The following is a 23,313-nucleotide window of genomic DNA, read 5'->3' as shown; positions in this document are numbered from 1 at the left end:
CGTTGTGCGCTCAGTCGTCGCGATAGACTTTTTCGCGGCGCTCGTGGCGTTCCTGCGCTTCGATCGACAAGGTGGCGATCGGGCGCGCATCGAGCCGCTTCAATGCGATCGGCTCACCGGTTTCCTCGCAATAGCCGTAAGTGCCTTCATCGATGCGCTGCAGCGCCGAATCGATCTTTGAAATGAGCTTTCGCTGACGGTCGCGGGCCCTGAGTTCAATGGCGCGGTCGGTTTCCGAAGAAGCACGGTCGGCAAGATCGGGGTGGTTGGCGTTTTCCTGCTGCAGGATTTCGAGAGTTTCGCGCGCTTCGCGCAATATGTCGTTTTTCCAAGTGACGAGCTTCAGGCGGAAGTAGGATTTCTGCCGTTCGTTCATGAACGGCTCGTCTTCGGAGGGTACGTAATCGGCGGTAACGATGTCGTTCATTCGACTCACCCAAACTGCCCCAAATTTCGGGCCTATATATTCGCCACCCGACGCCTGCACAAGCGCAATCGGCCACCGACTCACGCAATTGTTAAAGCGCCCCCAGCAACCCGCGTCGGCGCGAGATGCAGCTGATTCGATGGCGAAAGGGCGTCAACCCTTTGCCACGCCGTCTCCTGCCTGATTCATTGCACAGGGGAACACAGGGGAACACAGGGGAACACAGGGGAACACGACCATTGTGCGCAACGCCCTTCTCGTGGCTAATCGCGGTGTGGCTTCGGCTTCGATAGCGTTGGAGGTTGGGTGAGCAGGCTCTATCTGTTGCGGCACGCCAAGGCCGGCTGGGCGCTGCCCGGCATGCGAGATTTCGATCGCCCGCTCGACGCATCCGGCCGTGCCGATGCCGAGGTGATGGGATCTGCCATGCGCTCGCGTGGCTATGTCCCGGACCTGACGCTGTGCTCCAATGCCAAGCGCGCCAGGGAAACTCTTGAAGGCCTGGCCGGCCAGACCGACACCGGCAAGGTCTTGTTTTTCGACACACTCTACAGCGAAGATGCGGCTGGCTATCTCCGCCTCATCCGGGACCACGGCGGGCTTGGTTCCCTGCTGGTCATCGGCCACAACCCGATGACGGAGGATCTTGCCATGGCGGTCTCGGGCGACGGCGACGAGGCGGCGCGGGCCATGCTCAATCATGGGTTCCCGACCTCGGGCCTGGCGGTCGTGCGTTTCCTGGACGATCTGGCGAAAGCGACCCAGGAAGCGGGGTATCTCGAAGCGTTCCTGACACCGGCTGATCTTTGATAGCGCTTCCCGAGCCATTTCAAAGCCGGGTTGCAGAGCCTATATCGGGCGGACGCAAGCCCTGAGAGATCACATTTTGGCATCATCGCTGACCACCTTCACCGACGAGGCAAGGATTGCCCTCGATACGCTGTCGGGACGCGCCACGGGGCTTTTTTCTCCGTCGCTGCGGTTGGGCGTTACAGGGCTTTCGCGCGCCGGCAAGACGGTGTTCATCTCCTCCTTGGTCCACAATCTGATCCATGGCGGGCGCCTTCCTTTGTTCGAGGCGCAGAAATCCGGGCGCATCGCGCGCGCCTTCCTCGAAGAACAGCCCGACGACGCCGTGCCGCGCTTCCAGTACGAGGACCACATCGCCGCATTGGTCAACGACCGTGTCTGGCCCGATTCGACGCGCGCCATTTCGGAACTGCGGCTGACCATCGAATATGAATCGGCTTCCGGCTGGAGCCGCATGTTCTCTTCAGGCAAACTCTCGGTCGACATCGTCGATTACCCCGGCGAGTGGCTGCTCGACTTGCCCCTGCTCGGCAAATCCTTCACGGACTTTTCACGCGAGGCCATCGAGATGGCTGCTCTGCCGGTGCGCGAGGATCTTTCGCAGGCGTGGCGAGCGATCTCCGCGGAAATCGACCCGAATGCCGGCGCCGACGAGATGACGGCACGGCGCCTGGCCGAAAGCTTCGCTGCCTATCTCAAGGCCTGCAAGCTCGACGAGCGGGCGCTTTCGACCTTGCCGCCCGGCCGCTTCCTGATGCCTGGCGATCTCGAAGGCTCGCCCGCGCTGACCTTCGCGCCGCTGGCCGGCCTTGGCGACAGGCGTCCACGCCCGGGCTCGCTGCACGCCATGATGGAGAGGCGCTATGAGGCCTACAAGACGCACGTCGTGAAGCCCTTCTTCCGAGAACACATCACCCGCCTCGACCGCCAGATCGTGCTGATTGACGCCATGCAAGCGCTGAACGCCGGCCCCGGCGCCATGGCCGACCTCGAGCGCGCGGTGACCGAGATCCTCAGCTGTTTCCGTCCCGGGCGGGGCAGCTTCCTCACCGACCTCTTCTCGCGGCGCATCGACCGCATCCTGGTCGCCGCGACCAAGGCCGATCACCTGCACCATGAAAGCCATGACCGGTTGCAGGCGATCGTACGGCGACTGGCCGACCGCGCCGTGGCGCGAGCAAACTTCACCGGCGCCGATGTCGATGTGGTCGCAATGGCGGCGGTGCGCGCCACCCGCGAAGGCACGGTCAAGCAGGGCCGCGAGACGTTGCCGGTCATCATCGGCACGCCGATCGCCGGCGAGAAGATCAACGGCGAAACATTTTATGGAAAGGCGGAAACCGCCATATTTCCCGGTGACTTACCGGAGAAGATTGATGCAGTGTTCGACGTCTCGGGACCCGACCACAGGCAAGATTCCACGGACCCTGCAATCCGCTTCGTCCGGTTCCGCCCGCCAAAACTCGAACGCACGGCCGAAGGCGTCACATTGTCGTTGCCGCATATCAGGCTCGACCGTGCCGTGCAGTTCCTGATCGGAGACCATCTGGCATGACCGCTCCCCGCAAGCCGGCGGCATTCCGCATCGAGCCGGAAGCCGCGCCGAAACAAGGGGCGCCAGAGGCGCGCCAAGCCGAGCTTTCGCGCAAACCTCGGGCGCTTAAGACGGACGTCGCGCTGGTCATACCGGCCGAGGTCGACGTGTTCGACGAGCCAGACATCGTTGCGGCCGAGCCGCCGCCGGCGATCGCACCCAGAAAACGCTCGCTGTTCGGCAGCCTTTTCTTTGGCGCGATCGGCGTGCTGGTTTCGCTGGCTGTCGGTCTGTGGACCGACCAGCTGATACGCGATCTATTCGCCAGGGCCGAATGGCTGGGCTGGCTGGCCGCCGGCATGGCAGCAATCGCCGTTCTGGCGCTTCTGGTGATCCTGATCCGCGAGTTCCTGGCGATCGCGCGCCTCGCCGAAGTCGAAAAACTGCAGAAGCGGGCACTCGATGCCATCGCGCGCGACGACCCCAAGGCGGCGCGATCGGTGGTCGACGAGCTTTCGGCCTTCGTTGCGGCCAAGCCAGAAACCGCGGCCGGCCGGCGCGCGCTGGCCGAACTGCGCGGCGAAATCATCGACGGCGGCAATCTGGTGCGTCTGGCCGAAGCGGAAATTCTCGGCCCTCTGGACGCCAGGGCAAGGGTGATGATTCTCGAGGCCGCCAAACGCGTCTCGCTGGTGACGGCAGTCAGTCCGCGTGCGCTCGTCGATGTCGCCTATGTCGTGTTCGAGGCCGGGCGCCTCATTCGCCGGCTCTCGGAACTCTATGGTGGACGCCCGGGAACGCTGGGTTTCTTCCGCCTGGCGCGCAGCGTGCTGGCGCATCTGGCGGTTACCGGTTCGATCGCCGTCGGCGACAGTTTTGTCCAGCAGATTGTCGGCCATGGCCTGGCGGCGCGCCTGTCGGCAAAACTTGGCGAAGGGGTTGTTAACGGTATGATGACGGCGCGCATCGGCATCGCGGCGATGGAGACGGCGCGTCCCCTGCCCTTCAGCGCCGCGAAGCGCCCGGGACTGGGCGATTTCCTCTCGGCATTGACATCGTTCGCCACAAAGAAAGACACCGAAACAGCGGGCTCCGGCAAATAGCGTTCTGTTCTTCCTAGCGATGAGCGGATTGCGGTTTCGAGGCCCCGCAGTGACGAAGCATTAACCAATCTTCTTCATGGTCAAACCGGTTCCAAACAGCCACTTTGTTGCCGGGTGTCGTCGATGAAAAGCGTAATTCTGTCCAGCGTCCTGCCCCTGGCCGTCGCGATCACAGCAGTCGTCGGTATCGCCTCGGGGGCTTCCGCTGCAGAGGCGGACAAGCAGTTCTTCCAATCGGCCGAAGGCAAATGGGTTGGCCCGGGCGAAATCGTCGCCGGCAAGTACAAGGGCACGAAATTCAACTGCTCTTTCACCGGCTCCACGCCCGACGGCAAGATGGGTATGACGCTCGACGGCGGCTGCCGGGTCGGTGTGTTCACCCAGCCGATGTCGGCCACGATCGAGCGCAAGGGCCGCGACTACAAGGGCTCCTTCATGGGGGGGGCGGCCGGCTCCGGCCTCGATATCATCGGCGGCAATGTCGTCGATGCCCGCAAGGTCATCTTCACCATCAACCGCAACCAGCTGCGCGGCGTCATGCAGGCCCGCATTCCCGACGACAATTCGATGACCGTGACGATTGCCGTGCGCGTGCAGGACCAGTTGGTGCCGGTGATCGGCATGAGCCTAAAGCGCGTCGACGCGGTCGAAGTCGGCTCCATCGCGCCGAACTGAGCCCGTATCGCGCTACCGTCAGATACACCCCAAAAAAAGAGGCGGCGGCCCATCGCCACCGCCTCCTTGAACAGTCGAATCAGGCGTCAGCCCTTGATCGCTGCCGTCACTTCGTCATAGGCCTTGCACGCGTCGGCCAGGGTCGTGGAGCCCTGATACTTGGTTGTCACGGCCTGGACCTTGGCGGTCAGGTCGGCCGCCTTGGACGGATCCTTGGTGATCGCTTCCTGCAGCGCGGAAGCCATGTCCTGCGCCTTCTTGGTCGCGATCTCGGTCGTGCATTCCGGCGCCTTCGAACAGGCTGAACCGGCAAGCACCGCCAGGCCGACGGCAACAAGCAAAAACTTCTTCATGTCAGTCATCTCCTCAAAAGGGCGCGACTTGATCGCCGCTCACCCTCCAATGGCCGAAGCCGAACGTCCTTAGCCTTCGATTGTGGCAACAAGCAACGCACGCCCGGCGTAAACTTGTGTAACGCGCCTGCAACATCGCCGGCGGCCGGATTTAGGCTACTGTGTCAGCGGCAGCAAAGTTCAGCTGCGTGGCTGTAACAGCGCCAAGGCGGCTGTCGACGCGGCAAGGATAGCGGTCACAGTCAAAGGCGCTGTAGGGCCATAGCTGTCCACGACATAACCGCCGACAACCGCGCCGATGGTGATGGCAACCTGGAAGGAGGTGACCATCAGGCTGCCTGCTGCTTCCAGCGCATCAGGCGCCGCGCGCGACATATTGGTCGGCAGCACCACCGGCGCCATGCCGAAGGCGAAACCCCACAGCGTGGCGAAGCCAAAGGCAACGCCAATGTGCACGCCCCAAAGCACCAATGCCAGCGCCGCGAACGCCATCAATGCGGCGGTAACCACGAGAGCCATGTGGATGTTGGCGTCGGCCATGCGGCCACCGGCAATATTGCCGATCACCGCGGCGATGCCAAAGCCGAGCAGCGCCAGGGCAATTGGTCCGGTTGTAAGGAGCGTCACATGTTCGAGGAAGGGGCGCACATAGACCGAGCCGGCAAAATGCCCCGTCATCAGCAAAACAATAGCAAGCATGCCGAGTTGAATGCCACGCCGCCGTGTCAGCCGAAATACGTCTGCAAGACTATTGCTTGCCGCTGCGGGCAAGGTCGGCAGGCTAAGCAACTGCAGCAGCATGGCAAGCAAAGCCAACCCCGCTGTCATGGCCATGGCACTGCGCCAGCCTATCCAGTCACTGATCAACGCGCCCATCGACGGTGCGGCAATGGTGGCGAGCGAGACGCCGAGGGTGACGATAGCCATGCCGCGACCTGTCGCATTGGCGCCAACCAGCCTCGCCACGACGGCAACTGAAAGTGCCCAGAAAGCGCTGAGCGCGATGCCCAACCCGGCCCGGCCCAGCAACAACAGCCAGAAATTGGGCGCCAGCGCCGCAAGAATATTGGAACCGACTGCCAGGGCCATGAGGCCAATCAGCACCGTCTTGCGGTTCAGTCGGCCGATGAGAACGTTGCTCAACATGGCCGTCACGGCGCCGACGGAAGCCGTGGCGGTGACGACCTGTCCGGCCGTTCCCTCGCTGATGCCGAGATCGCGCGCCATTGGCGTTAACAGGCCTGCCGGCAGGAATTCGGCTGACACCAGGGCAAAGCTGGTGGCGGCCAATGAAATGACCGCGAACCAGGTGGCCGCGCTCCACGCGGCTGGGGCGTCGGCATCAAGGCCGATCGCGGCGTCTTCAAGCTGTAATGTTGTGTCAGTCACGGGAGTATCTCCAAAGTTTGGAGATCTTAGATAGGCGAGTCCGGTCGGATTATATGTACCTTAAAATCCGAAATTCATGTCTATTCGTCCGGGAATTGTGCGGCGCACAACGCCCGGCGAGACATTGGTGATGCGCTTGAACGCGCGAGCGAAGGATGCCTCGGAATCATAGCCCAGGCGGGTAGCGACCTGGGCCACCGACAAGCCGTTTTGGCCCAACAACTCACGGGCAAGCTGCATGCGCAAACGGGCGAGATAGCGGGCCGCGCCCTCCCCCAATACAGCGCTGAAGCGCTCCGCGAAAATCGAGCGCGATTGGCCTGCCAGGCCGGCGAGGCTTTCGAGCGTCCAGTTATGGCCGGGGTCTCTGTGCATGGCTGCCAGAGCTCGGCCAATATGGGGGTCGCGGATGGCTGCAAGCCAACCGGTGGTCGAAGCTCCATTGCAATTGACCCAGCAGCGGATGAGCCGGGCCGTCAGCAAGTCCGCCATACGCGACAGAATCGTGGCGCTGCCCATCTGCGGTTGAGCGGCCTCCGCCGTCATGGCCGCCAGCAGAGGGCCGACAATCGGGTCATTGCCGGCCACGTCGCAACCCTTGATGATAGGCGGCATCAACGTGATCAATGGGTTAAGCGCACAAGACCCCAGGGCCATGGAGCCGCAGAAAAGCGTGCTCGTCGCGCCCGTTCCTTCCCGCACCACCTCGCAGAAATTGCCGCCCAACTTGATCACCTGGCAACCCTCGAGCGAGTCGCCTGCAACGTCCGGGGCACTCGCCAGCCGATGGGCGATGCCTTGCGGCAACAGCACCAGATCGCCGTCGCGCAACTCCTGCCATCCCTGCGCTTCTGTATGGATCCAGCACGGACCCTGGCCAACAAAGTGAAAACGAAGCAGCGGTTGTTGCGGAAAGGCGATGCTCCATGGGTGTCGGAGCTCGCAGCGGCCATAGTTGACGCCACTCAAGCGAAAGTCCTGCAGAACCTCGCTGAGTGCGTCCATCGGGATATGGGACGGCGGAGACGGCCGGGACGAATGGTCAGTCATTCCCTCGATATAGACACCAATCGTCCGGCGAGCAAGCGGAGACCGTTGCTCCACCAGGGAAACGCTTCAACGGCACCCTACCCGTGCTGGCAGGCTCCCCGCCCTTGCCTCCCGCTCCAACTGCATGCAAGGAGTTGCTGTCGGACATAGGGACAAGAGGCATGGCAGCGGAAGCATCGGGCAGCGATCTCATTCAGGTGGTGGCGCTGCTTGCCGCGGGGGTCATCGCCGTTCCCATCTTCAAACGCATGGGTCTCGGTTCGATCCTGGGCTATCTGGCCGCCGGCGTCGTGATCGGCCCGTTCGGCATCGGCGTCTTTTCCGAATCGGGGGCCATCCTCCATGTCGCCGAACTCGGCGTCGTCATGTTCCTGTTTATCATCGGGCTTGAAATGCAGCCGTCGCGGCTTTGGGGCCTGCGCCGGGAGATCTTTGGGCTCGGTGCGCTGCAAGTAGGCGTCTGCGCGGTTCTGTTGACCGGTGTCGGTGTGGCCGGAGGCTTCCCCGTCTCGCAATCCTTCGTCGCCGGGGCCGGTTTCGTGCTGACCTCGACGGCGATCGTCATGCAGCTTCTCGAGGAACGCGGCGAGATCGCCTCGCCGAAAGGCCAGCGCATCGTTTCCATCCTGCTGCTGGAAGACCTGGCCATCGTGCCGCTGCTGGCCCTCATCGCGTTCCTGGCGCCCGGCGGTGCCGACACCAGCCTGTCGGAACGGTTGACCGAGGTCGGCATCGGCATTGCCGCGATCGTCGGACTGGTGCTGGCCGGACGCTACCTGCTCAACCCCTTCTTCCGCATTTTGGCGGATGCCCGTGCCCGCGAGGTGATGACGGCCGCGGCACTTCTGGTCGTGCTCGGATCGGCACTCGCCATGCAGCTCAGCGGCCTGTCGATGGCGATGGGCGCCTTCCTGGCCGGCGTGCTCCTGTCCGAATCGACCTTCCGCCATCAGCTCGAGGCCGACATCGAGCCGTTCCGCGGCATCCTGCTCGGCCTGTTCTTCCTGGCGGTCGGCATGTCGCTCGACCTGCATGTGGTGGCCGCGAACTGGAGGCTGATTGCGATCTATGTCGTCGCCTACATGGTGATGAAGGCGTTCGGCATCTACATCGTCGCCCGCATCCTCAAGACCGGCCATCGCGAAGCACTGGAGCGCGCGGTCTTCATGGCGCAAGGCGGCGAATTCGCCTTCGTCCTCTATTCAGCGGCCGCAGCGGTCGGCATCATCGACGGCAACGCCAACGCAACGCTGACGGCAATCGTCATCATCTCCATGGTGCTGACGCCGCTGGCGATCATCGCCTTGCGCTATATCACGCCGCGCGACGAGCAGTCGCTCGACGGCGTCGATGTCGCCGACGGCCTGACCGGCAGCGTGCTGGTCATCGGCTTCGGCCGCTTCGGCCAGATCGCCAGCCAGCCGCTGCTGCTGCGCGGCATCGACGTGTCTATCATCGACAATGATGTCGAAATGATCCAGGCGGCGGCCGATTTCGGCTTCAAGGTCTATTATGGCGATGGCACACGGCTCGACATCCTGCGCGCCGCCGGCGCTGGCCAGGCGCGCGCAGTGTTGATCTGCGTCGACAAGGCCGATGCCGCCGTTCGCATCGCCGAGCTCGTCAAGGCTGAGTTTCCCTTGCTTACCGTGCTGGCGCGCGCCTTCGATCGCGGCACGGCGCTGCAGCTCATTCGTGCCGGCGTCGACTTCCAGCTGCGCGAGACCTTCGAATCGGCACTGGTTTTCGGCGGCTCGGCGCTGGAATCGCTTGGCGTTGATCCTGAGGACGTCGCTGAAACGATCGAAGACGTCAGGCGCCGGGATACTGACCGTTTCGAAACCCAGCTCGCCGAAGGCATTCGCGCCGGCCAACGCTTCTTGCGGGGCAATATCGGCACGCCAATCCCGACACCGCTCTCCACGCCGCGCCGCCCCGGTCGAGCCCTCAACGAGGAGACGGCCGGCGTTCTGCACAAATCCGAAACGACCGACTGAACAGGGAACCAGGCATGGAATTGGACAGCAGGGCTCTGTCGGTTACCAAATTCTGGCGTGACGCCGGCGAGGATGCATGGTTCGAGAAGAACGAGGCTTTCGATGGCGGTTTTCGCGACCGCTTTCTCGACCTGCACTACGCCGCCGCGCGGCGGGAATGCGACGACTGGTCGGAGCACGCCGAAGGATCGCTGGCGCTGATGATCCTGCTCGACCAGTTTCCGCGCAATTGCTTTCGCGGCACCGGCCACATGTACGCCACCGATTCCCTGGCAAAGCATTTCGCTCAAAAGGCGATCACGGCAGGGCATGATCTGGCGCTGGAACCGGAAGTCCGCGTCTTCCTCTATTTGCCGTTTGAACATGCGGAAAACCTTGCCGACCAGGACACTTCGGTCGAACTGCACACCGCCAAGGCCGAATTCAACCTGAAATACGCGCTGGAGCATCGCGACATCATCCAGCGCTTCGGCAGGTTTCCGCACCGCAACAAGATACTTGGCCGCGAGACGATACCGCAGGAGCAGGCGTTTCTCGACGGCGGCGGGTTCTCCGGCTGACCGCTACGACGGCCGGCAGCCGCCCAAAGGAAAGCTCAGCTCAGCCACCAATCCCGGCCGGATGCCAGACGCTCGATCCCTGATGTATCGACCACAGCCAGGCGCTCCGACACACTTCGTCCGCCGACGGCAAGATCCGGCGCGATCTCGGCCAGCGGCGCCAGCACGAAGGCGCGTTCCAGCATGCGGGGATGCGGCACTTCCAGCCCGGTCTCGTGAATGATCTGGTCGCCGAACACCAGAATGTCGATGTCGATCAGGCGCGGCCCCCAGCGCTCCTCGCGCACCCGCTTCAGCTTGCGCTCCGCATCGAGGCAGAGGTCGAGCAGCGCCCGCGGCGGGAGCCGCGTCGACAATTCGGCGGCGGCGTTCAGAAAATCCGGCTGGTCGAGCTTGCCCCAGGGCGGCGTGCGGTAGAGCGAAGAAACGGCGATGACGCGCGTGTCCGTATCGGCATCGAGAATGCGCAGCGATGCGGCCATGGAGGCCGCAGGATCGCCCAGATTGCCGCCAAGACTGAGGTAGACGGTGTTATTCTGGCCAGACAACGGTCACCTCGACATAATCGAGCACACCGGGCACCGGTGCGTTCGGCTTGCGCACGGTGATCTCGGCCTTGCGTATCTGCGGAAAGCGTGCGGTCAGCGCCTTTGCCACTTCCAGTGCCAACGCTTCGATCAGGAAGCGCCGCTGCCCGGTGATGATCTTCTCGATCACCGTGAAGGCAATACCGTAGTTGACGGTTTCCCCGATGGCGTCATCGACGAGCGCGCGACCGGGTTCCACGGTGAGCTCAGCGTCGACATAAAAGCGCTGACCAAGCGCCTCCTCCTCATCGAGCACGCCGTGCCGGGCAAAGAAGGCGCAGTTCTTCATGCGGATGACATACATGGCTCAGCGTTCCGATCTGTGGTCCGACCTGACGGTTTCCCGCGCCAGCATAGCATCCGCCACGGCCAGCGCGTCCACGTTGATTGCGACATCATGGACGCGAAACAGATGCGCGCCCTTGAGCCTGAGAATGACGCTGGTTGCCGCCGTCCCGGCAGCACGATCGGCCGCCTCGCGACCGGTGACGGTGCCAATGAAGCGTTTTCGCGAAGTGCCGGCCATCAATGGAAAACCGAGCGCATGAAGCTCGGAAAACCGCGCCATCAAGTCGAGATTCTCCTGCGCCGTCTCCTTGGCAAAGCCAAATCCGGGGTCAAGCACGATGTGGTCGTCCGCAACGCCACTGTGACGGGCGATCTCTAGCGATTTCTCCAGAAAAACAAACTGGTCGGCGATCACGTCGGGCAGTTTCTCGCGATCCCGCCCGGTATGCATGATGATCAGCCCTGCACCGGTTTCGGCCGCGATATCCGCGATATCGGGCTCGCGCTGCAGGCCCCAGACATCGTTGACGATATGGGCGCCGGCCGCCACCGCAAGCCGCGCGGTTTCGGCGCGATAGGTGTCTACGGAAATCAGCACCTCGCCGGCCTTCGCCAGCGCCTCGATCAGGGGCAGGATACGCGCCTGTTCCTCGCTGGCCGACACCGCGGCGGCACCGGGCCGGGTCGATTCTCCACCGACATCGATAATCCGGGCCCCCTCCCCGATCATGCGACGCGCCTGGGCCAGCGCCGCTTCGGGAGCATCAAACAGGCCGCCGTCGGAAAAACTGTCGGGGGTGACGTTGAGGATGCCGACGATCACGGCCTTGCCGCCAAGGTCGAGATGGCGTCCATGCGCCAGCTGCCATCGCCTCGCCGTCATTGTTCATCAACCATGGGGCTCATCAACCAAGGGCTCATCAACGATGTGTGATCCGCAAAGGATCAATTCCGTTGCGCCGGCAACGGCCGTAAAGCAAGGTGGTCGAAGAGGCAATATGATGAAACGATCCCTGCTCTGCGTGCTGCTGCTTGCCGTAACCGCCGTACCGGCTGGCGCAGCCAATCTCGTGAAAACATACAGCTATTTTTCCATCGGCGGCAGCACGCTCGACGAGATCGAGAAGCAGCTCTCCACACACGGACCCCAGGTCAAAAGCACGGGCTCGCGCCACCCCGGGGCCACCCAGATGGCCTTCACCACCCGTATCAGCTACGCAAGGCAGGCCAGTTCCTGCCGGATCGCCGACGCGGCCGTGACCGTCAAGGTCAAGGTCATCCTTCCGGAATGGCGCCGACCACGCAAGGCGGACCCCGAAGTGAAGCTGTTCTGGGACACGCTGGCGGCCGACATCAAGCGCCACGAAGAACGCCATGTCGAGATAGCCAAGAACCACGCCCGCGAACTGGAAGACGCGCTGAAGGCGGCCTATCCGCAGAAGGATTGCGATGCGGCCAAGGCCAAGGCGGCCGAGATCACCGCCGCCGTCCTCGCCAGGCACGACCGCGCCCAGGTGCAGTTCGACCGCGTCGAAAGCGTCAATTTCGAAAGCCGTATCCTGCGGCTCATGCGCTATCGCATCGAGCGCATCGAGAACGGCCAGCTGCCGCCACCGGCCTGAATTTCGTCGGCGCACTCAATGGCGCCGACGCAAGCCAAGCGGGCCGAAGCGTAGTGCCAGCTTCGAAAAATTTTCGAGCAGGGGTCGAAATCGGCTTATACGGAACGACATATCACGGGGTTGGCAGGACACAACCCTCGAAGCACGAGCACCACGATCGATCGCGCCGCGGATGCACCAGGCAAGCCCAATCGGTGAACGCGTAGCGCGCAAACACACGGACAAGACTATGGACCAGGCTGTCGATAAGCAGACCATCGCGGCTGCCGCAACGCCACTGACCGAACGCGAGAAGAACGCCATCATCGGCGGCGTGCTGCTATCGATGCTGCTGGCCGCGCTCGATCAGACCATCGTCGCGCCCGCTATGCCGACTATCGGGCGATCGCTCGGCCATGCCGAATACCTGCCGTGGATCGTTACCGGCTACCTTCTGACGGCAACTGCCGTTGCGCCCCTCTACGGCAAGATTTCCGATGTCTATGGCCGCCGGCCGACCGTCTATGCGGCAATCCTTATCTTTCTCCTCGGATCGCTGGTTAGCGCACTGGCTCCCAACATGTTCGTCCTGGTCCTCGGACGCGCCATCCAGGGTGCCGGTGGCGGCGGCCTTTTCGCACTGACGCAGACCGTGGTCGGAGACCTTGTTCCGCCGCGCGAGCGCGCGCGCTACGCGGCTTGGTTCTCCGGTACGTGGGCCGTCGCCAGCGTCGCCGGGCCGCTGCTGGGCGGCACTTTCGCGCAACATCTGCACTGGTCGCTGATCTTCTGGATCAACATCCCGCTGGGTTTCGTTGCGATGGCAATCATCAACAAGCCACTCAAGAAACTGCCGATCGCCGCCAAGAACCACAGCATCGATGGTCTTGGCGCGTTGCTTCTCATCGTGGCCACGGCCCTGCTGCTGCTGGCACTGAACTGGGGTGGCAGCGCCTATCCCTGGATCTCTCCGGAAGTCATCGGCGTCCTGGCCTGCTCCGCTGTTTTCTGGAGCGCCTTCGCCTTGCGCCTCATGCGAGCCGCCGAACCGCTCATCTCGCTCGAGGTGCTGGGCAATCCGATCGTGCTCGCCGGCACTCTGTCAATGTTCCTGTTCCAGGCCTCCAGCGTCGGCGTTGCCGTCTACCTGCCTGTCTATCTCCAGTCGATACTTGGCCTGACGGCCAGCCAGTCCGGCATCGCAATGCTTGGCCTTCTGCTTGGAACCGTTGGCGGGGCCGCTTCCAGCGGCCGCCTGATACCCCGCTTCACCCACTACAAGCGCATCGCGATGACCGGCGTCATCTTCGCCTCGGCGTGCATGGGCCTGCTGGCCTTTGTTGCCGGCCATGCATCGCTGATTGTCGTCGAAGTCCTGACCATCTGTATCGGACTGGGAACCGGCACGACATTCCCGGTAACCACCGTCTCCGTGCAGAACGCTGTCGATCGCATACACCTTGGCGTGGCGACGGGCGTGCTGACCTTCCTGCGTTCGCTGGGCAGTGCATTGGGTGTCGCGATACTCGGCGCCGTCGCCCTGGGCTATGGGTTGCCATTGGCCGGCGAAGGCGTGCAGGTGGCTGGACATGTCGCATCGGTCCAACCCTTCGTGATGATCTTTCTCGTCGCGGCCGCGACTTTAGTGCTGGGGCTCATCACGCTGACGCTGATGCCCGAGAAAGAGCTTCGCGGCCATGTCGACAATCCGGCGCCGATCCTGGCGGAGTAAGGGCCTAATTTAGGGTATGTTGAGATTCAGGTCAGGCCGAGGCGAGAACGCTGGGTTCCGGGGTCGCCCCTTGCGACGAGCGGAGCGTACTTTTCGTACATGAGCACAGTTCTACTGCGACGCAGTAGAACGGGGAAGCGCAGGAAACCATCGTTCGCAGGCCGGCATCACCTGAATATCAACGTATCCTAACCCGAAACGCCGAGCTTCTTCTGCAGGCTGGTCGACGAGGTCGTGTACTGAAAGACGATACGTTCGCCGGGGCTGATGACGCGCTTGGCGGCCTGCGCCATCAGCGCCACCTCGTGGAAGCCCGACAGGATCAGCTTCAGCTTGCCCGGGTACCAATTGATGTCGCCGACCGCGAAGATCCCGGGCACCGATGTCTGGAACTTCTCGGTATCGACCGGGATCAGGTTCTCATGAAGATTGAGCCCCCATTCCGCGATCGGCCCGAGCTTCATGGTCAAGCCGAAGAAGGGCAGCATGCGCGTGCATGGCACTTCGATATCGCCATCCGGCCCCCCCTTGATGGTGGCTGATGACAGCTGCCCATCGGCCCCAGTGAGCCCGGTCACCTGGCCGACCCTGAACTCCAGTTGCTTCATCTCCTGCATGGCATACATCTTGTTGACGCTGTCGGGTGCGGCGCGGAATTCGGGCCGTCGATGGACCAGCGTCACGCTCTTTACCACCGGCTGCAGGTTCAGCGTCCAGTCAAGCGCCGAGTCGCCGCCGCCGACAATGACGAGGTCGTGACCGCGAAAATCCTCCATTCGGCGCACCGAATAAAAGACGCTCTTGCCCTCATAGGGCTCGATGCCCGGGATCGGCGGGCGCTTCGGCTGGAACGAGCCACCACCGGCGGCGATCACCACCACCTTGGCTTCGAACACCTCGTTCTCGTCTGTGATGACGCGAAAGCTGCCGTCCTCAAGCTTCTCCAGGCTCGAAACCATGCGGTTGTAGGTGAAGTCAGGCTTGAACGGCGCGATCTGCTCGAGCAATTTGTCGACCAGCCCCTGCGCCGAGATCGAAGGCCAGCCGGGAATGTCGTAGATCGGCTTCTCCGGATAGAGTTCCGCGCATTGGCCGCCGGGCTTGTCGAGGATGTCGATCAGGTGGCACTTCATGTCGAACAGGCCGAGTTCGAAGACCGCGAACAGGCCGACCGGCCCTGCCCCGACAATGAGGACGTCTGTGCTGATGGTCCCGGTCATGCGCTGTGCCTCGCTGCTGGATTGGCGTGAGACTGCATGACCACTGGCCCGCTGCCAAGCAGCGAGTGTCAAAGAAATTGAAACTTGGGCCAAAGGCGTGTTGCGATTCAGGTCAGGCCGAGCCGAAAACGGTGGATCCCGAGAACCGGAGCGGAGCGTACTTTTCGTACGTGAGCACCGGAAGCGCAGGGAGCCGCCGTTTGCAGGCCGGCATCACCTGAACATCAATACGCCTTAGCCCTGGCGCTCCGGCACCCGCACCACCAGCCCGTCGAGCGCGTCGCGCACCTTGATCTGGCAGGACAGCCGCGAATTCGGCTGGACGTCGTAGGCGAAGTCCAGCATGTCCTCCTCCATCGCTTCCGGCTCGCCGACTTCCGCCGTCCATGCCTCATCGACATAGACGTGGCAGGTTGCGCAGGCGCAGGCGCCACCGCACTCCGCCTCGATGCCCGGCACGGCGTTGCGGATGGCATTCTCCATCACCGTCGAGCCGTTTTCGGCATCCATGTCGAAATGTGTGCCGTCATGGGCGATGAAGGTCAGCTTGGTCATTTGTCACCTGAAGGGAGTTACCGCCGAGATAATCACTCCGGCTGACAAGTCAACTGTCGCGCGAAAGCGCCGCTCCGTGACGTTTTTCCGCAAACCGGCCTAGCGATTGATGGCGGCGATGAAATCGCGCACCTCGTCGATCAGCTTGCCAAGCCGCCTGAGCGTCTGGCTGTCCTCCGGCCGCAGCTCGATCTCGGTGGCGCAATCGGCGATGGCGAAGGCGCCCACACCGCGAGCCGACCCCTTCAGCCCATGCGCCAGCACCAGTCGGTCCTTGATGCCGGCATCGACTATTTTGTCGCGCACCGACAGTGCCTGCTGTACAAACAGCGCCAGCACCTCTTGCTCAAGAGCTCGGTCACCCATCGTCTGTCGGGCAAGATGTGCCAAATCGACTGGTCGGGACTGCCTCGTTCCCGATACGTCGCCCCCGGGCATTGAAAAGGCAATGCCGCTTTCGCCACGCATGAACTCGAACTCCATTTTCTTCGATCGCCTGAAAAACTAGGCGAATCCAGTGGACAACGGGTTAATGAATGGCCTGGAAAAATGTTGCGAAAGCGGCGTCCAAATCACGCTTCCGTTAACCTTATATTTAAAGTTTTACGTATCTCGCGGAATGCATGTTTTCTTTACCCCCCTGTGTCATTACGATACGAGGGTCCATTTTCAGCCTCCTGCGCGGGGGTACGACAAAGACAATTATAAGCCCGCGGCAGCTAGTACAGGGTAGCGAAGGCATGGCAAAGAAACCAACGACGACGAGAACTCTCGACAGCGACGTGGCCAGGGAACTGGAAAAAGCGCTCGATCTCGACCTCAGCAGCGATGCCGGCAGCGGTGACCTCGACATCGCGGCTTCGATGGAAGATCTGGAAGCACAGATATCGCAGGCCGCCGACGAGCTGGCACGCGAGGGACGCAGCCAGAAGCCGGCGCCCGCCGCCAATCAGGCCCCTATCACCAATCAGGCCGTGAAATCCGCCCCAAAGGCCAAGCCCGCCGAGCTGCGCCCCGTTGAAACACGCAATGCCACCCAGCCAGCAGGTTTCGCGCCGGCCAACGACGATCGCCAGAAGGACTACAAGACGCTCCTGCACAGCCTAAACAGGCGTGCCTCCAACACCGTCTACTGGATTATTGCCTTTGTCTCGCTCGCCTGGATCGCGGGCGCCGGCGGGCTGGCCAACCTTTTGTTTGGACCGACCATCTGGCGGATCCGCACGCTTGACCAGCTCCTTGCCCGTCCCGAGCTGATTGGCCTCGCGATCGCGGCGATCGTACCCGTCATCCTGTTCTGGGCCTTCGCGGCCATGATTCGCCGCGCCCAGGACATGCGCATTGCCGCGCAGTCGATGACCGAGGTGGCTTTCCGTCTGACCGAGCCGGAAAACATGGCGCAGGATCGCGTCATGATGATCGGCCAGGCCGTTCGCCGCGAGGTGGCGGCCATGGGCGAAGGCATCGAACGCACGCTTGCCCGCGCCGTGGAACTGGAAACGCTGGTCCACAGCGAAGTCAACCAGATCGAGCGCTCCTATTCGGAAAACGAAACCCGTATCCGTTCGCTCGTTGACGGGCTCGGCAGCGAGCGCGAGGCGGTCGTCACCCATGCCGAGCGGGTCCGCGCCTCGATTTCGGGGGCGCATGAGACGCTTCGGGATGAAATCGGCGCTGCCAGCGACATCATCCGCGACTCGATCCTCAACGCATCGACCAAGCTGTCGATGACGATCACCAATTCCGGCGACACGTTGATCGACCGCATCAATGAAAGCTCGATGTCGATCTTCGATTCGGTGGAAGGCCGCCTCGACAACATCACCGACCGGCTGTCGACCTCTGGTGAGGCCTTCGCCAGCCTGCTCGACACGCGCATTGCCAAACTGACGGATACGACGGACGGCTTGACCCGGTCGCTGACCGATCTGCTCGACGATCGCACCACCGGCATGGTGTCGCTGCTTGGCGGCGCCGCGCGCACCCTCAATTCGGAGTTCGAAGCCAGCCTCAACGGCATCGAGCGCACGCTGGCCGAACGCGGCCAGGCGCTGATCAGCGAATTCCAGACCCGCGCCGAAGCGCTGGACACCGGCACGCAGAAGCTCAACGCCGCTCTCGAGGCCCGCGCCCGCCAGATCAACGAGACGCTGGTCGAGCGCGCCCGCGAGATCGCCCACACCTTCGCCGAGAGCAAGGATACGCTTTCCGCGATGATCGATCAGGGCAAGACCCAGATCGGCGCCGATATGGCCGACATCGTCACCTCGACTTCGAGCATGCTCGAAGCCCGCGCCAGCGACTTCGCCGGCCGCATGGAAGCGGCGCGTCATGTCGTCTCGCGTTCCTTCGACAGCGATATCCAGCGGCTTGCCGACGCCCGCGTCGGCATCGAGGAAGCCGTCGAAAACCACAGCCGCAAGCTGTCCGAAAGCCGCGAGCGCATGGCGTCCGCCATGCAGGCGGACCTGGCGAAGTTCGCCGAGGGCCGCGCCGGCATCGATGCCGCGGTAACCAACCAGGTGCAGAAGCTGGCCGAAGGCCGCACCCTGATCGCGCGTGCCCTCGAAGAGGATCTGCGCAAGGTCAACGAATCGCGCGCTGCCATCGATGCGTCGCTCGGCAGCCATCTCGAAAGGCTGGAGGAAGGCCGCAACCGGCTCTCGCTGGCTCTCAATGAAGACTCCGGGAAACTCGTTCAAGCCCGTACGATCATTGATGAAATGGTCGCAGGCCATGTAGGAAAATTGGCCGAAGGCCGCAACATCCTGTCGCGCGCCCTGGAAGCAGACCTCGGCAAACTGTCCGACAGCCGCGCCAGCATCGATGGTCTGGTCGCCGGCCAGGTCGAGAAGATCGCCGAAGGCCGTGCGGTGCTCGCCAAGGCTCTGGAAAACGACATTGTCGGCATCAAGAGCCTGATCGAGACCCATTCGGCAAAGATTGCGGAAGACCGCACCCAGCTCGGCCGTTCTCTCGAGAACGACCTCTCGGGCATCAGGGGCCTTCTCGACGATCATTCGGGCAGGCTTGTCAGCGACCGCAGCCTGCTGTCGCAGACGCTCGAAGCCGACCTTGCCAAGCTGGCCGAAAGCCGCTCGAGCATCGACGGCCTCGTCGCCGGCCAGGTCGAGAAGCTGGCAGAGGGCCGCGACATCCTCAAGCGCGCGCTGGAATCCGACCTCAACACAATCAAGACTGTCATATCGAGCCAGTCGGAAAGGCTGGCGGAGGATCGCGGACAGCTTTCGCGGGTCCTGGAAGCCGACCTGCAGAATGTGAACAGCGTCATCGCCGACCATATGAACAGGCTGGTCCAGGATCGTTCTACCTTGTCGAAGGCTCTCGAGGACGACCTCGCCAAGCTGGCCGACAGTCGCTCCAGCATCGACGGCTTGGTCGCTGGTCAGGTCGAAAAGCTGTCGGAAGGCCGCGACATCCTGCGGCGTGCCCTGGAAGCCGACCTCAGCACGATCAAGAACACCGTTGCCGACCAGTCGCAGAAGCTGGTCGACGACCGCGCTCAGTTCGCCCGGGCGCTCGAAGCGGATCTTGAAAGCGTCAATAGCCTCGTCAACAGCCACTCCGAACGGATCGTTCAGGACCGCTCGACCCTGTCGAAAGCATTGGAAGTCGACCTCGGAAACGTCAGCGGACTGGTGAACAACCACGCCGAAAGGCTCGTCCAGGATCGTTCGGCACTTTCCAAGGCGTTGGAAGACGATCTCGCCAAACTGGCGGAGAGCCGCTCGGGTATCGACGGGCTGGTTTCAGGTCAGGTCGAGAAGCTTGCCGAAGGCCGAGATATCCTCAAGCGCGCGCTGGAAGCCGACCTCAACACGATCAGAGGCACGGTTGCCGACCAGTCACAGAAGCTTGTCGATGACCGCGCACAGTTCGCGCGCGCTCTGGAAGCCGACCTTGAAGGTGTCAGCGGCCTGGTAAATAGCCATGCGGAAAGGCTCGTTCAGGATCGTTCGACGCTATCGAAGGCGCTCGAGGACGATCTTGCCAAGCTGGCCGAAAGCCGTTCGAGCATCGACGGTCTGGTCGCCGGCCAAGTGGAGAAACTGGCTGAAGGGCGCGACGTTCTCAAGCGCGCCCTCGAAGCGGATCTGGCCAAGCTGGCCGAAAGCCGCTCCAGCATCGATGGTCTGGTCGCCGGCCAGGTCGAGAAGCTCGCCGAAGGCCGCGACATTCTCAAGCGCGCGCTTGAAGCGGACCTGCAGAAGCTGACCGAAAGCCGCGGCGATATCGACGGCATCATCGCCGGTCATGTCGGCAAACTGACCGAAGGCCGCAACATGCTGAGCCGTGCGCTGGAAGACGATCTCGTCAAGCTCGCCGACACCCGCAAGGACGTCGACCGCTCGCTGTCGGGCCATATCGACCAGATCGCCGCCAGGAGCACCGACATTTCTGCCGCTATCGCCGCCGATGTGGAGAAGATCGAGCAGGCATTCAGCCGTCAGACCGGCATCATCGAGGAACGCTCCGGAACAATGGAACGCGCGCTCTCGACCGGCGTCGACAATGTTCGTAGCGTGCTCGAGAAGAGCGCGGTCTTCGTTGCCGGCGCGTTGCGCGAAAAGGTCCTGGAAGTCACCAGCACGCTGCATGAGCAGGCCGGTGCAGCCTTCAGTGACGCCGATCGAAAGATCGCCGAGCGCGCCGAACAGACGTCCGCCGCCCTTCTGGCGCGGGCCGAAGACATCGCCCGCACCTTCGAGGAGGCCGATCGTCGCCTCCACGCCCGTGCGGAAGATACCTCGAACGCCTTGCTTGCCCGTGCGGACGACACCTCCAGCACGCTGCTGGCCCGTGCCCACGAAACCGCCGATCAGCTGGCCGCACGCGCCGGCGAGATCGCCGGCACCTTCGACTTGGCGGACCAGAAGCTCGCCGCCCGTGCCCAGGACACCGCCGATCAGCTTGCTGCCCGTGCAAGCGAGATCGCCGGCACGTTCGACGCGGCCGACCAGAAACTGGTTGCCCGTGCTGTGGAAACCGCGCAGTCGCTGGCAGCCCGCGCCGGTGACATCCTGCGCAACTTCGAAAGCGCCGACCAGCGGCTCGGCATGCGCATCGGCGAATCCGCCGAGGCGCTGGCCGCCCGTGCATCCGATCTCGGCCGCATCTTCGATGCCGCCGACCAGCAATTGGTCTCGCGCATCGCCGAAGGCTCGGACGCGCTGTCCAGCCGTGCGTCGGAAATCGGCCGCATCTTCGACGACGCCGACCAGCGTCTGGTCTCGCGCATCGCCGACAGCTCTTCGACGATCGGCGAGCATGCACAGACCATCGTCGGTGCTTTCGCCAGCACCGAGCAGAGGGTCGCCGACCGTGCGCGCCAGACGGGCCAGGAAATGGCTGTGCATGCCCGCGAGATCGAGCAGGCACTTGCCGGCGCCGACGAGCGTCTTGCATCGAGCGCCGCGGCTGCCGCCGCCCGTGTCGAGGAGCAGATCGCCAGCGTCGAGAACCGGCTCGCCTACACCACCGAGGCGATGGGCCAGAGGCTCAACGAGCAGGTTTCGACCGCCGAGGCGCAACTGGTTTCGCGCGCCAATGTGATCGCCGAGACCTTCACCGCGGTTGGCCAGCATATCGGCCAGAGCACCAACGACGCCGCCAAGACGATCGGCGCCAACACCCGCGAACTCAACACCATGCTCGCGGCGCGGTCGGCCGAAATGGCGAAGATCCTCGACGAGACCGCACGGCCTCTGGTCGAGCGTTTCGCCCAGGGTGGCTCGGAACTGCAAAAGAGCATGGAAGAGGTCACCGAACGTGCCACCGAGAAGCTGCGCAGCGAAAATGCAGCCCTCGTCAACGCGCTCGCCAACCGCACCGCCGAGACCTTGTCAGCGGTCGAAGGCGCCCGCTCGTCGCTGTCCGACAGCGTTGCCGATCTCATCGGCCGCATGACCAAGTCGAGCTCGCAGCTCGGTCAGCTGATCGAGCAGGCCGCGGTCAATCTCGGCCAGGTCGATGAACGTCTGAGCGGCAGCACGCAGAGCTTCGCGGCCACCACCGAAAAGGCGGCGCAGACCTTTGCTAGCTCGGCGCGTCTGGTCGATTCGAACACGACAAGGCTGACGGAACTGTCGTCGTCGACCTTGCGCGAAGTGGCCTCGATCGCCACCAAGTTCGACGAGCACAGCCGCTTGCTGTCCAGCGCCTCGGACCTGCTGAGCTCCGCCCAGAGCAACCTCGAACACACGCTGGAGAGGCAGTCGTCGCTCGAAGACCTCGCCGTCGGCCTGGTCAAGAAGTCGGAAGATCTCGAAAGGGTCATGCGCTCGTTCGAAAACCTCGTCGGCCAGACGCTGCAGAACGCCGAAGGCAAGACGATGGAGTCGGCTGACAAGATCCGCATTGCCATCACCGACGTCGTCGATTCGGCGACTAAGCGCTTCGCCGATGCGACCGAGGAGATGCGGCGCACCGCCGGTTCGATCAAGAGCGAACTCGACCTCACCCGCGCCGAGCTCAAGAAAGGCGTCATCGAGATGCCGGAAGAGGCAAAGGAATCGACCTCCGCCATCCGCCGTGCTGTCTCCGAGCAGATCAACGCCCTGAAGGAGCTTTCGGACATCGTTGCGAAGTCCGGTCGCGGTGGCGACACCTCGGAGCCGCGCAACCTGCGTCCGGCCCCGCAGGCTCCGGCAGCACGTCCCGCCGAGCCGCCACGTCGCGCGCCGGCACCGCAGCCGGAGCTTCGCACGCCACAGGCGCCGCTGGGCGGCGCAGCACTACGCGGCACGCTCGACCTCGAGCGTCCGGCCGAGGCGGCACCGCGCCCGCGTCCAGACGCCAACACCCGCACGCCACAGGGCGGCTGGGTGCGAGACCTCCTGACCGCGGCATCGACCGATGCGGATCTGAGGCCCGCAGCACCTTCGGCGCCCGCGGAAGCACCGCGCGCGGCCCCTGCCCAGCGCTCGCCGGCGCATGTCGTGGAATCGCTGAACTCGCTCTCCGTCGACATCGCGCGGGCCATCGACCATGATGCTTCGATCGAGTTGTGGAACCGCTATCGGCGCGGCGAGCGGGACGTGTTCACACGCCGGCTCTACACGCTGAAGGGCCAGCAGACGTTCGACGAGATCCGCCGCAAGTATCAGGGCGAGGCCGAGTTCCGCGCCGCCGTCGACCGTTACTGCGACGACTTCGAAAAGTTGCTCAAGGATGTCTCGCGCAACGACCGCGACAACGTCATGGCGCAGACCTACCTGACCTCGGACACCGGCAAGGTTTACACCATGCTGGCCCACGCCAGCGGCCGTCTGCACTAAGCCAGGAGTTGAACAGGCGGGGCCGTCGCCCCGCCTGTGCCTGCCCCCAGACTTTCGGCCCGTGCTGAGCTGCCCTCAGCGGTTTGTGTGATCGGGATGCGTTCGAAACTATCCCGAAGCCAAAGTCCGACAGC

Annotated in this window: 19 protein-coding genes; 9 read left to right on the top strand and 10 right to left on the bottom strand. The window is 63.3% G+C overall.

All coding sequences use genetic code 11. The features are described from left to right. Positions 1-10: 10 nt before the first annotated feature. Complete coding sequence (gene dksA, locus A3A9_RS0111085) at positions 11-427, bottom strand: RNA polymerase-binding protein DksA (protein ID WP_006202025.1); 417 nt, start codon at positions 425-427, stop codon at positions 11-13. Positions 428-733: 306 nt separating this feature from the next. On the opposite strand from dksA, the gene A3A9_RS0111080 reads away from it, so the two are divergent. From A3A9_RS0111080 to A3A9_RS0111065, 4 genes are all read left to right on the top strand, one after another. After that, positions 734-1,237, top strand: a complete 504-nt coding sequence (locus tag A3A9_RS0111080) for a SixA phosphatase family protein (RefSeq protein WP_027058851.1) — start codon at positions 734-736, stop codon at positions 1,235-1,237. A 76-nt stretch (positions 1,238-1,313) separates the two neighbouring features. Next, positions 1,314-2,792 (top strand): YcjX family protein, encoded by a 1,479-nt coding sequence (locus tag A3A9_RS0111075; RefSeq protein WP_027058850.1) that lies wholly within the window; start codon positions 1,314-1,316, stop codon positions 2,790-2,792. Then, positions 2,789-3,874 carry a YcjF family protein gene (locus tag A3A9_RS0111070; RefSeq protein WP_027058849.1) on the top strand — a complete coding sequence of 362 codons (1,086 nt, stop codon included), beginning with the start codon at positions 2,789-2,791 and terminating at the stop codon, positions 3,872-3,874. Before A3A9_RS0111075 ends, A3A9_RS0111070 begins: the two co-directional genes overlap by 4 nt. Before the next feature lie 123 nt (positions 3,875-3,997). Beyond that, the gene (locus A3A9_RS0111065) at positions 3,998-4,549 is read left to right on the top strand and encodes a hypothetical protein (RefSeq protein ID WP_027058848.1); all 552 of its coding nucleotides are present in this window, start codon (positions 3,998-4,000) and stop codon (positions 4,547-4,549) included. 86 nt (positions 4,550-4,635) lie between these two features. Here A3A9_RS0111065 and A3A9_RS0111060 read toward each other — a convergent pair whose 3' ends face one another. The 3 genes from A3A9_RS0111060 to A3A9_RS0111050 form a co-directional block, all read right to left on the bottom strand. Next, complete coding sequence (locus A3A9_RS0111060) at positions 4,636-4,902, bottom strand: hypothetical protein (protein ID WP_027058847.1); 267 nt, start codon at positions 4,900-4,902, stop codon at positions 4,636-4,638. A gap of 180 nt (positions 4,903-5,082) precedes the next feature. Then, on the bottom strand, positions 5,083-6,291 hold the full coding sequence (locus A3A9_RS0111055; RefSeq protein ID WP_027058846.1) for an MFS transporter: 1,209 nt from the start codon (positions 6,289-6,291) through the stop codon (positions 5,083-5,085). A gap of 60 nt (positions 6,292-6,351) precedes the next feature. After that, positions 6,352-7,341 (bottom strand): AraC family transcriptional regulator, encoded by a 990-nt coding sequence (locus A3A9_RS0111050; RefSeq protein ID WP_027058845.1) that lies wholly within the window; start codon positions 7,339-7,341, stop codon positions 6,352-6,354. 161 nt (positions 7,342-7,502) lie between these two features. Between A3A9_RS0111050 and A3A9_RS0111045 the strand changes: the two genes are divergently transcribed. Then, positions 7,503-9,338 carry a monovalent cation:proton antiporter-2 (CPA2) family protein gene (locus tag A3A9_RS0111045; RefSeq protein WP_027058844.1) on the top strand — a complete coding sequence of 612 codons (1,836 nt, stop codon included), beginning with the start codon at positions 7,503-7,505 and terminating at the stop codon, positions 9,336-9,338. A gap of 14 nt (positions 9,339-9,352) precedes the next feature. Next, the gene (locus A3A9_RS0111040) at positions 9,353-9,898 is read left to right on the top strand and encodes a DUF924 family protein (protein ID WP_027058843.1); all 546 of its coding nucleotides are present in this window, start codon (positions 9,353-9,355) and stop codon (positions 9,896-9,898) included. A 35-nt stretch (positions 9,899-9,933) separates the two neighbouring features. On the opposite strand, the gene folK is transcribed toward A3A9_RS0111040, so the two are convergent. From folK to folP, 3 genes are read right to left on the bottom strand one after another with little or no spacing between them, the layout of a single operon-like run. Then, complete coding sequence (gene folK / locus A3A9_RS0111035; RefSeq protein WP_027058842.1) at positions 9,934-10,446, bottom strand: 2-amino-4-hydroxy-6-hydroxymethyldihydropteridine diphosphokinase; 513 nt, start codon at positions 10,444-10,446, stop codon at positions 9,934-9,936. Continuing rightward, the gene (folB, locus tag A3A9_RS0111030; protein ID WP_027058841.1) at positions 10,430-10,789 is read right to left on the bottom strand and encodes a dihydroneopterin aldolase; all 360 of its coding nucleotides are present in this window, start codon (positions 10,787-10,789) and stop codon (positions 10,430-10,432) included. Before folB ends, folK begins: the two co-directional genes overlap by 17 nt. 3 nt (positions 10,790-10,792) lie before the next feature. Then, entirely contained in the window at positions 10,793-11,656 is an 864-nt protein-coding gene (folP, locus tag A3A9_RS38645; protein ID WP_033838491.1) for a dihydropteroate synthase, read from the bottom strand. 115 nt (positions 11,657-11,771) lie between these two features. Here folP and A3A9_RS0111010 point away from each other — a divergent pair, with 115 nt between their 5' ends. Together A3A9_RS0111010 and A3A9_RS0111005 are read left to right on the top strand one after the other, a co-directional pair. Then, complete coding sequence (locus A3A9_RS0111010; protein ID WP_027058838.1) at positions 11,772-12,395, top strand: DUF922 domain-containing Zn-dependent protease; 624 nt, start codon at positions 11,772-11,774, stop codon at positions 12,393-12,395. 229 nt (positions 12,396-12,624) lie between these two features. Continuing rightward, on the top strand, positions 12,625-14,106 hold the full coding sequence (locus A3A9_RS0111005) for an MDR family MFS transporter (RefSeq protein ID WP_027058837.1): 1,482 nt from the start codon (positions 12,625-12,627) through the stop codon (positions 14,104-14,106). 188 nt (positions 14,107-14,294) lie between these two features. Here the strand turns inward: A3A9_RS0111005 and A3A9_RS0111000 are convergent, their stop codons facing one another. From A3A9_RS0111000 to A3A9_RS0110990, 3 genes are all read right to left on the bottom strand, one after another. Further along, positions 14,295-15,326, bottom strand: a complete 1,032-nt coding sequence (locus A3A9_RS0111000; protein ID WP_027058836.1) for an NAD(P)/FAD-dependent oxidoreductase — start codon at positions 15,324-15,326, stop codon at positions 14,295-14,297. A gap of 234 nt (positions 15,327-15,560) precedes the next feature. Next, a complete protein-coding gene (locus A3A9_RS0110995) occupies positions 15,561-15,881 on the bottom strand; it encodes a 2Fe-2S iron-sulfur cluster-binding protein (RefSeq protein WP_027044661.1) in 321 nt (106 codons plus the stop codon). A gap of 99 nt (positions 15,882-15,980) precedes the next feature. Further along, positions 15,981-16,349, bottom strand: coding sequence for an Hpt domain-containing protein (locus A3A9_RS0110990; RefSeq protein ID WP_027058835.1), 369 nt, complete (start codon positions 16,347-16,349; stop codon positions 15,981-15,983). Between the two features lie 272 nt (positions 16,350-16,621). Between A3A9_RS0110990 and A3A9_RS41140 the strand changes: the two genes are divergently transcribed. Further along, positions 16,622-23,179 (top strand): kinesin, encoded by a 6,558-nt coding sequence (locus A3A9_RS41140; RefSeq protein ID WP_027058834.1) that lies wholly within the window; start codon positions 16,622-16,624, stop codon positions 23,177-23,179. Positions 23,180-23,313: the final 134 nt, after the last annotated feature.

Source organism: Mesorhizobium loti CJ3sym (assembly GCF_000472785.1).
Classification (GTDB): Bacteria; Pseudomonadota; Alphaproteobacteria; order Rhizobiales; family Rhizobiaceae; genus Mesorhizobium; species Mesorhizobium loti_E.
The sequence above is the reverse complement of the archived record's forward strand: the minus strand, read 5'-3'. Positions and strand labels throughout refer to the sequence as shown.

Coding starts and splice junctions, on each gene's coding strand:
- dksA (WP_006202025.1), bottom strand. CDS start 427: ATGAACGACATCGTTACCGCCGATTACGTACCCTCCGAAGACGAGCCG.
- A3A9_RS0111070 (WP_027058849.1), top strand. CDS start 2,789: ATGACCGCTCCCCGCAAGCCGGCGGCATTCCGCATCGAGCCGGAAGCC.
- A3A9_RS0111065 (WP_027058848.1), top strand. CDS start 3,998: ATGAAAAGCGTAATTCTGTCCAGCGTCCTGCCCCTGGCCGTCGCGATC.
- A3A9_RS0111060 (WP_027058847.1), bottom strand. CDS start 4,902: ATGAAGAAGTTTTTGCTTGTTGCCGTCGGCCTGGCGGTGCTTGCCGGT.
- A3A9_RS0111050 (WP_027058845.1), bottom strand. CDS start 7,341: ATGACTGACCATTCGTCCCGGCCGTCTCCGCCGTCCCATATCCCGATG.
- A3A9_RS0111045 (WP_027058844.1), top strand. CDS start 7,503: ATGGCAGCGGAAGCATCGGGCAGCGATCTCATTCAGGTGGTGGCGCTG.
- A3A9_RS0111040 (WP_027058843.1), top strand. CDS start 9,353: ATGGAATTGGACAGCAGGGCTCTGTCGGTTACCAAATTCTGGCGTGAC.
- folB (WP_027058841.1), bottom strand. CDS start 10,789: ATGTATGTCATCCGCATGAAGAACTGCGCCTTCTTTGCCCGGCACGGC.
- folP (WP_033838491.1), bottom strand. CDS start 11,656: ATGACGGCGAGGCGATGGCAGCTGGCGCATGGACGCCATCTCGACCTT.
- A3A9_RS0111010 (WP_027058838.1), top strand. CDS start 11,772: ATGATGAAACGATCCCTGCTCTGCGTGCTGCTGCTTGCCGTAACCGCC.
- A3A9_RS0111005 (WP_027058837.1), top strand. CDS start 12,625: ATGGACCAGGCTGTCGATAAGCAGACCATCGCGGCTGCCGCAACGCCA.
- A3A9_RS0111000 (WP_027058836.1), bottom strand. CDS start 15,326: ATGACCGGGACCATCAGCACAGACGTCCTCATTGTCGGGGCAGGGCCG.
- A3A9_RS0110995 (WP_027044661.1), bottom strand. CDS start 15,881: ATGACCAAGCTGACCTTCATCGCCCATGACGGCACACATTTCGACATG.
- A3A9_RS0110990 (WP_027058835.1), bottom strand. CDS start 16,349: ATGCGTGGCGAAAGCGGCATTGCCTTTTCAATGCCCGGGGGCGACGTA.
- A3A9_RS41140 (WP_027058834.1), top strand. CDS start 16,622: ATGGCAAAGAAACCAACGACGACGAGAACTCTCGACAGCGACGTGGCC.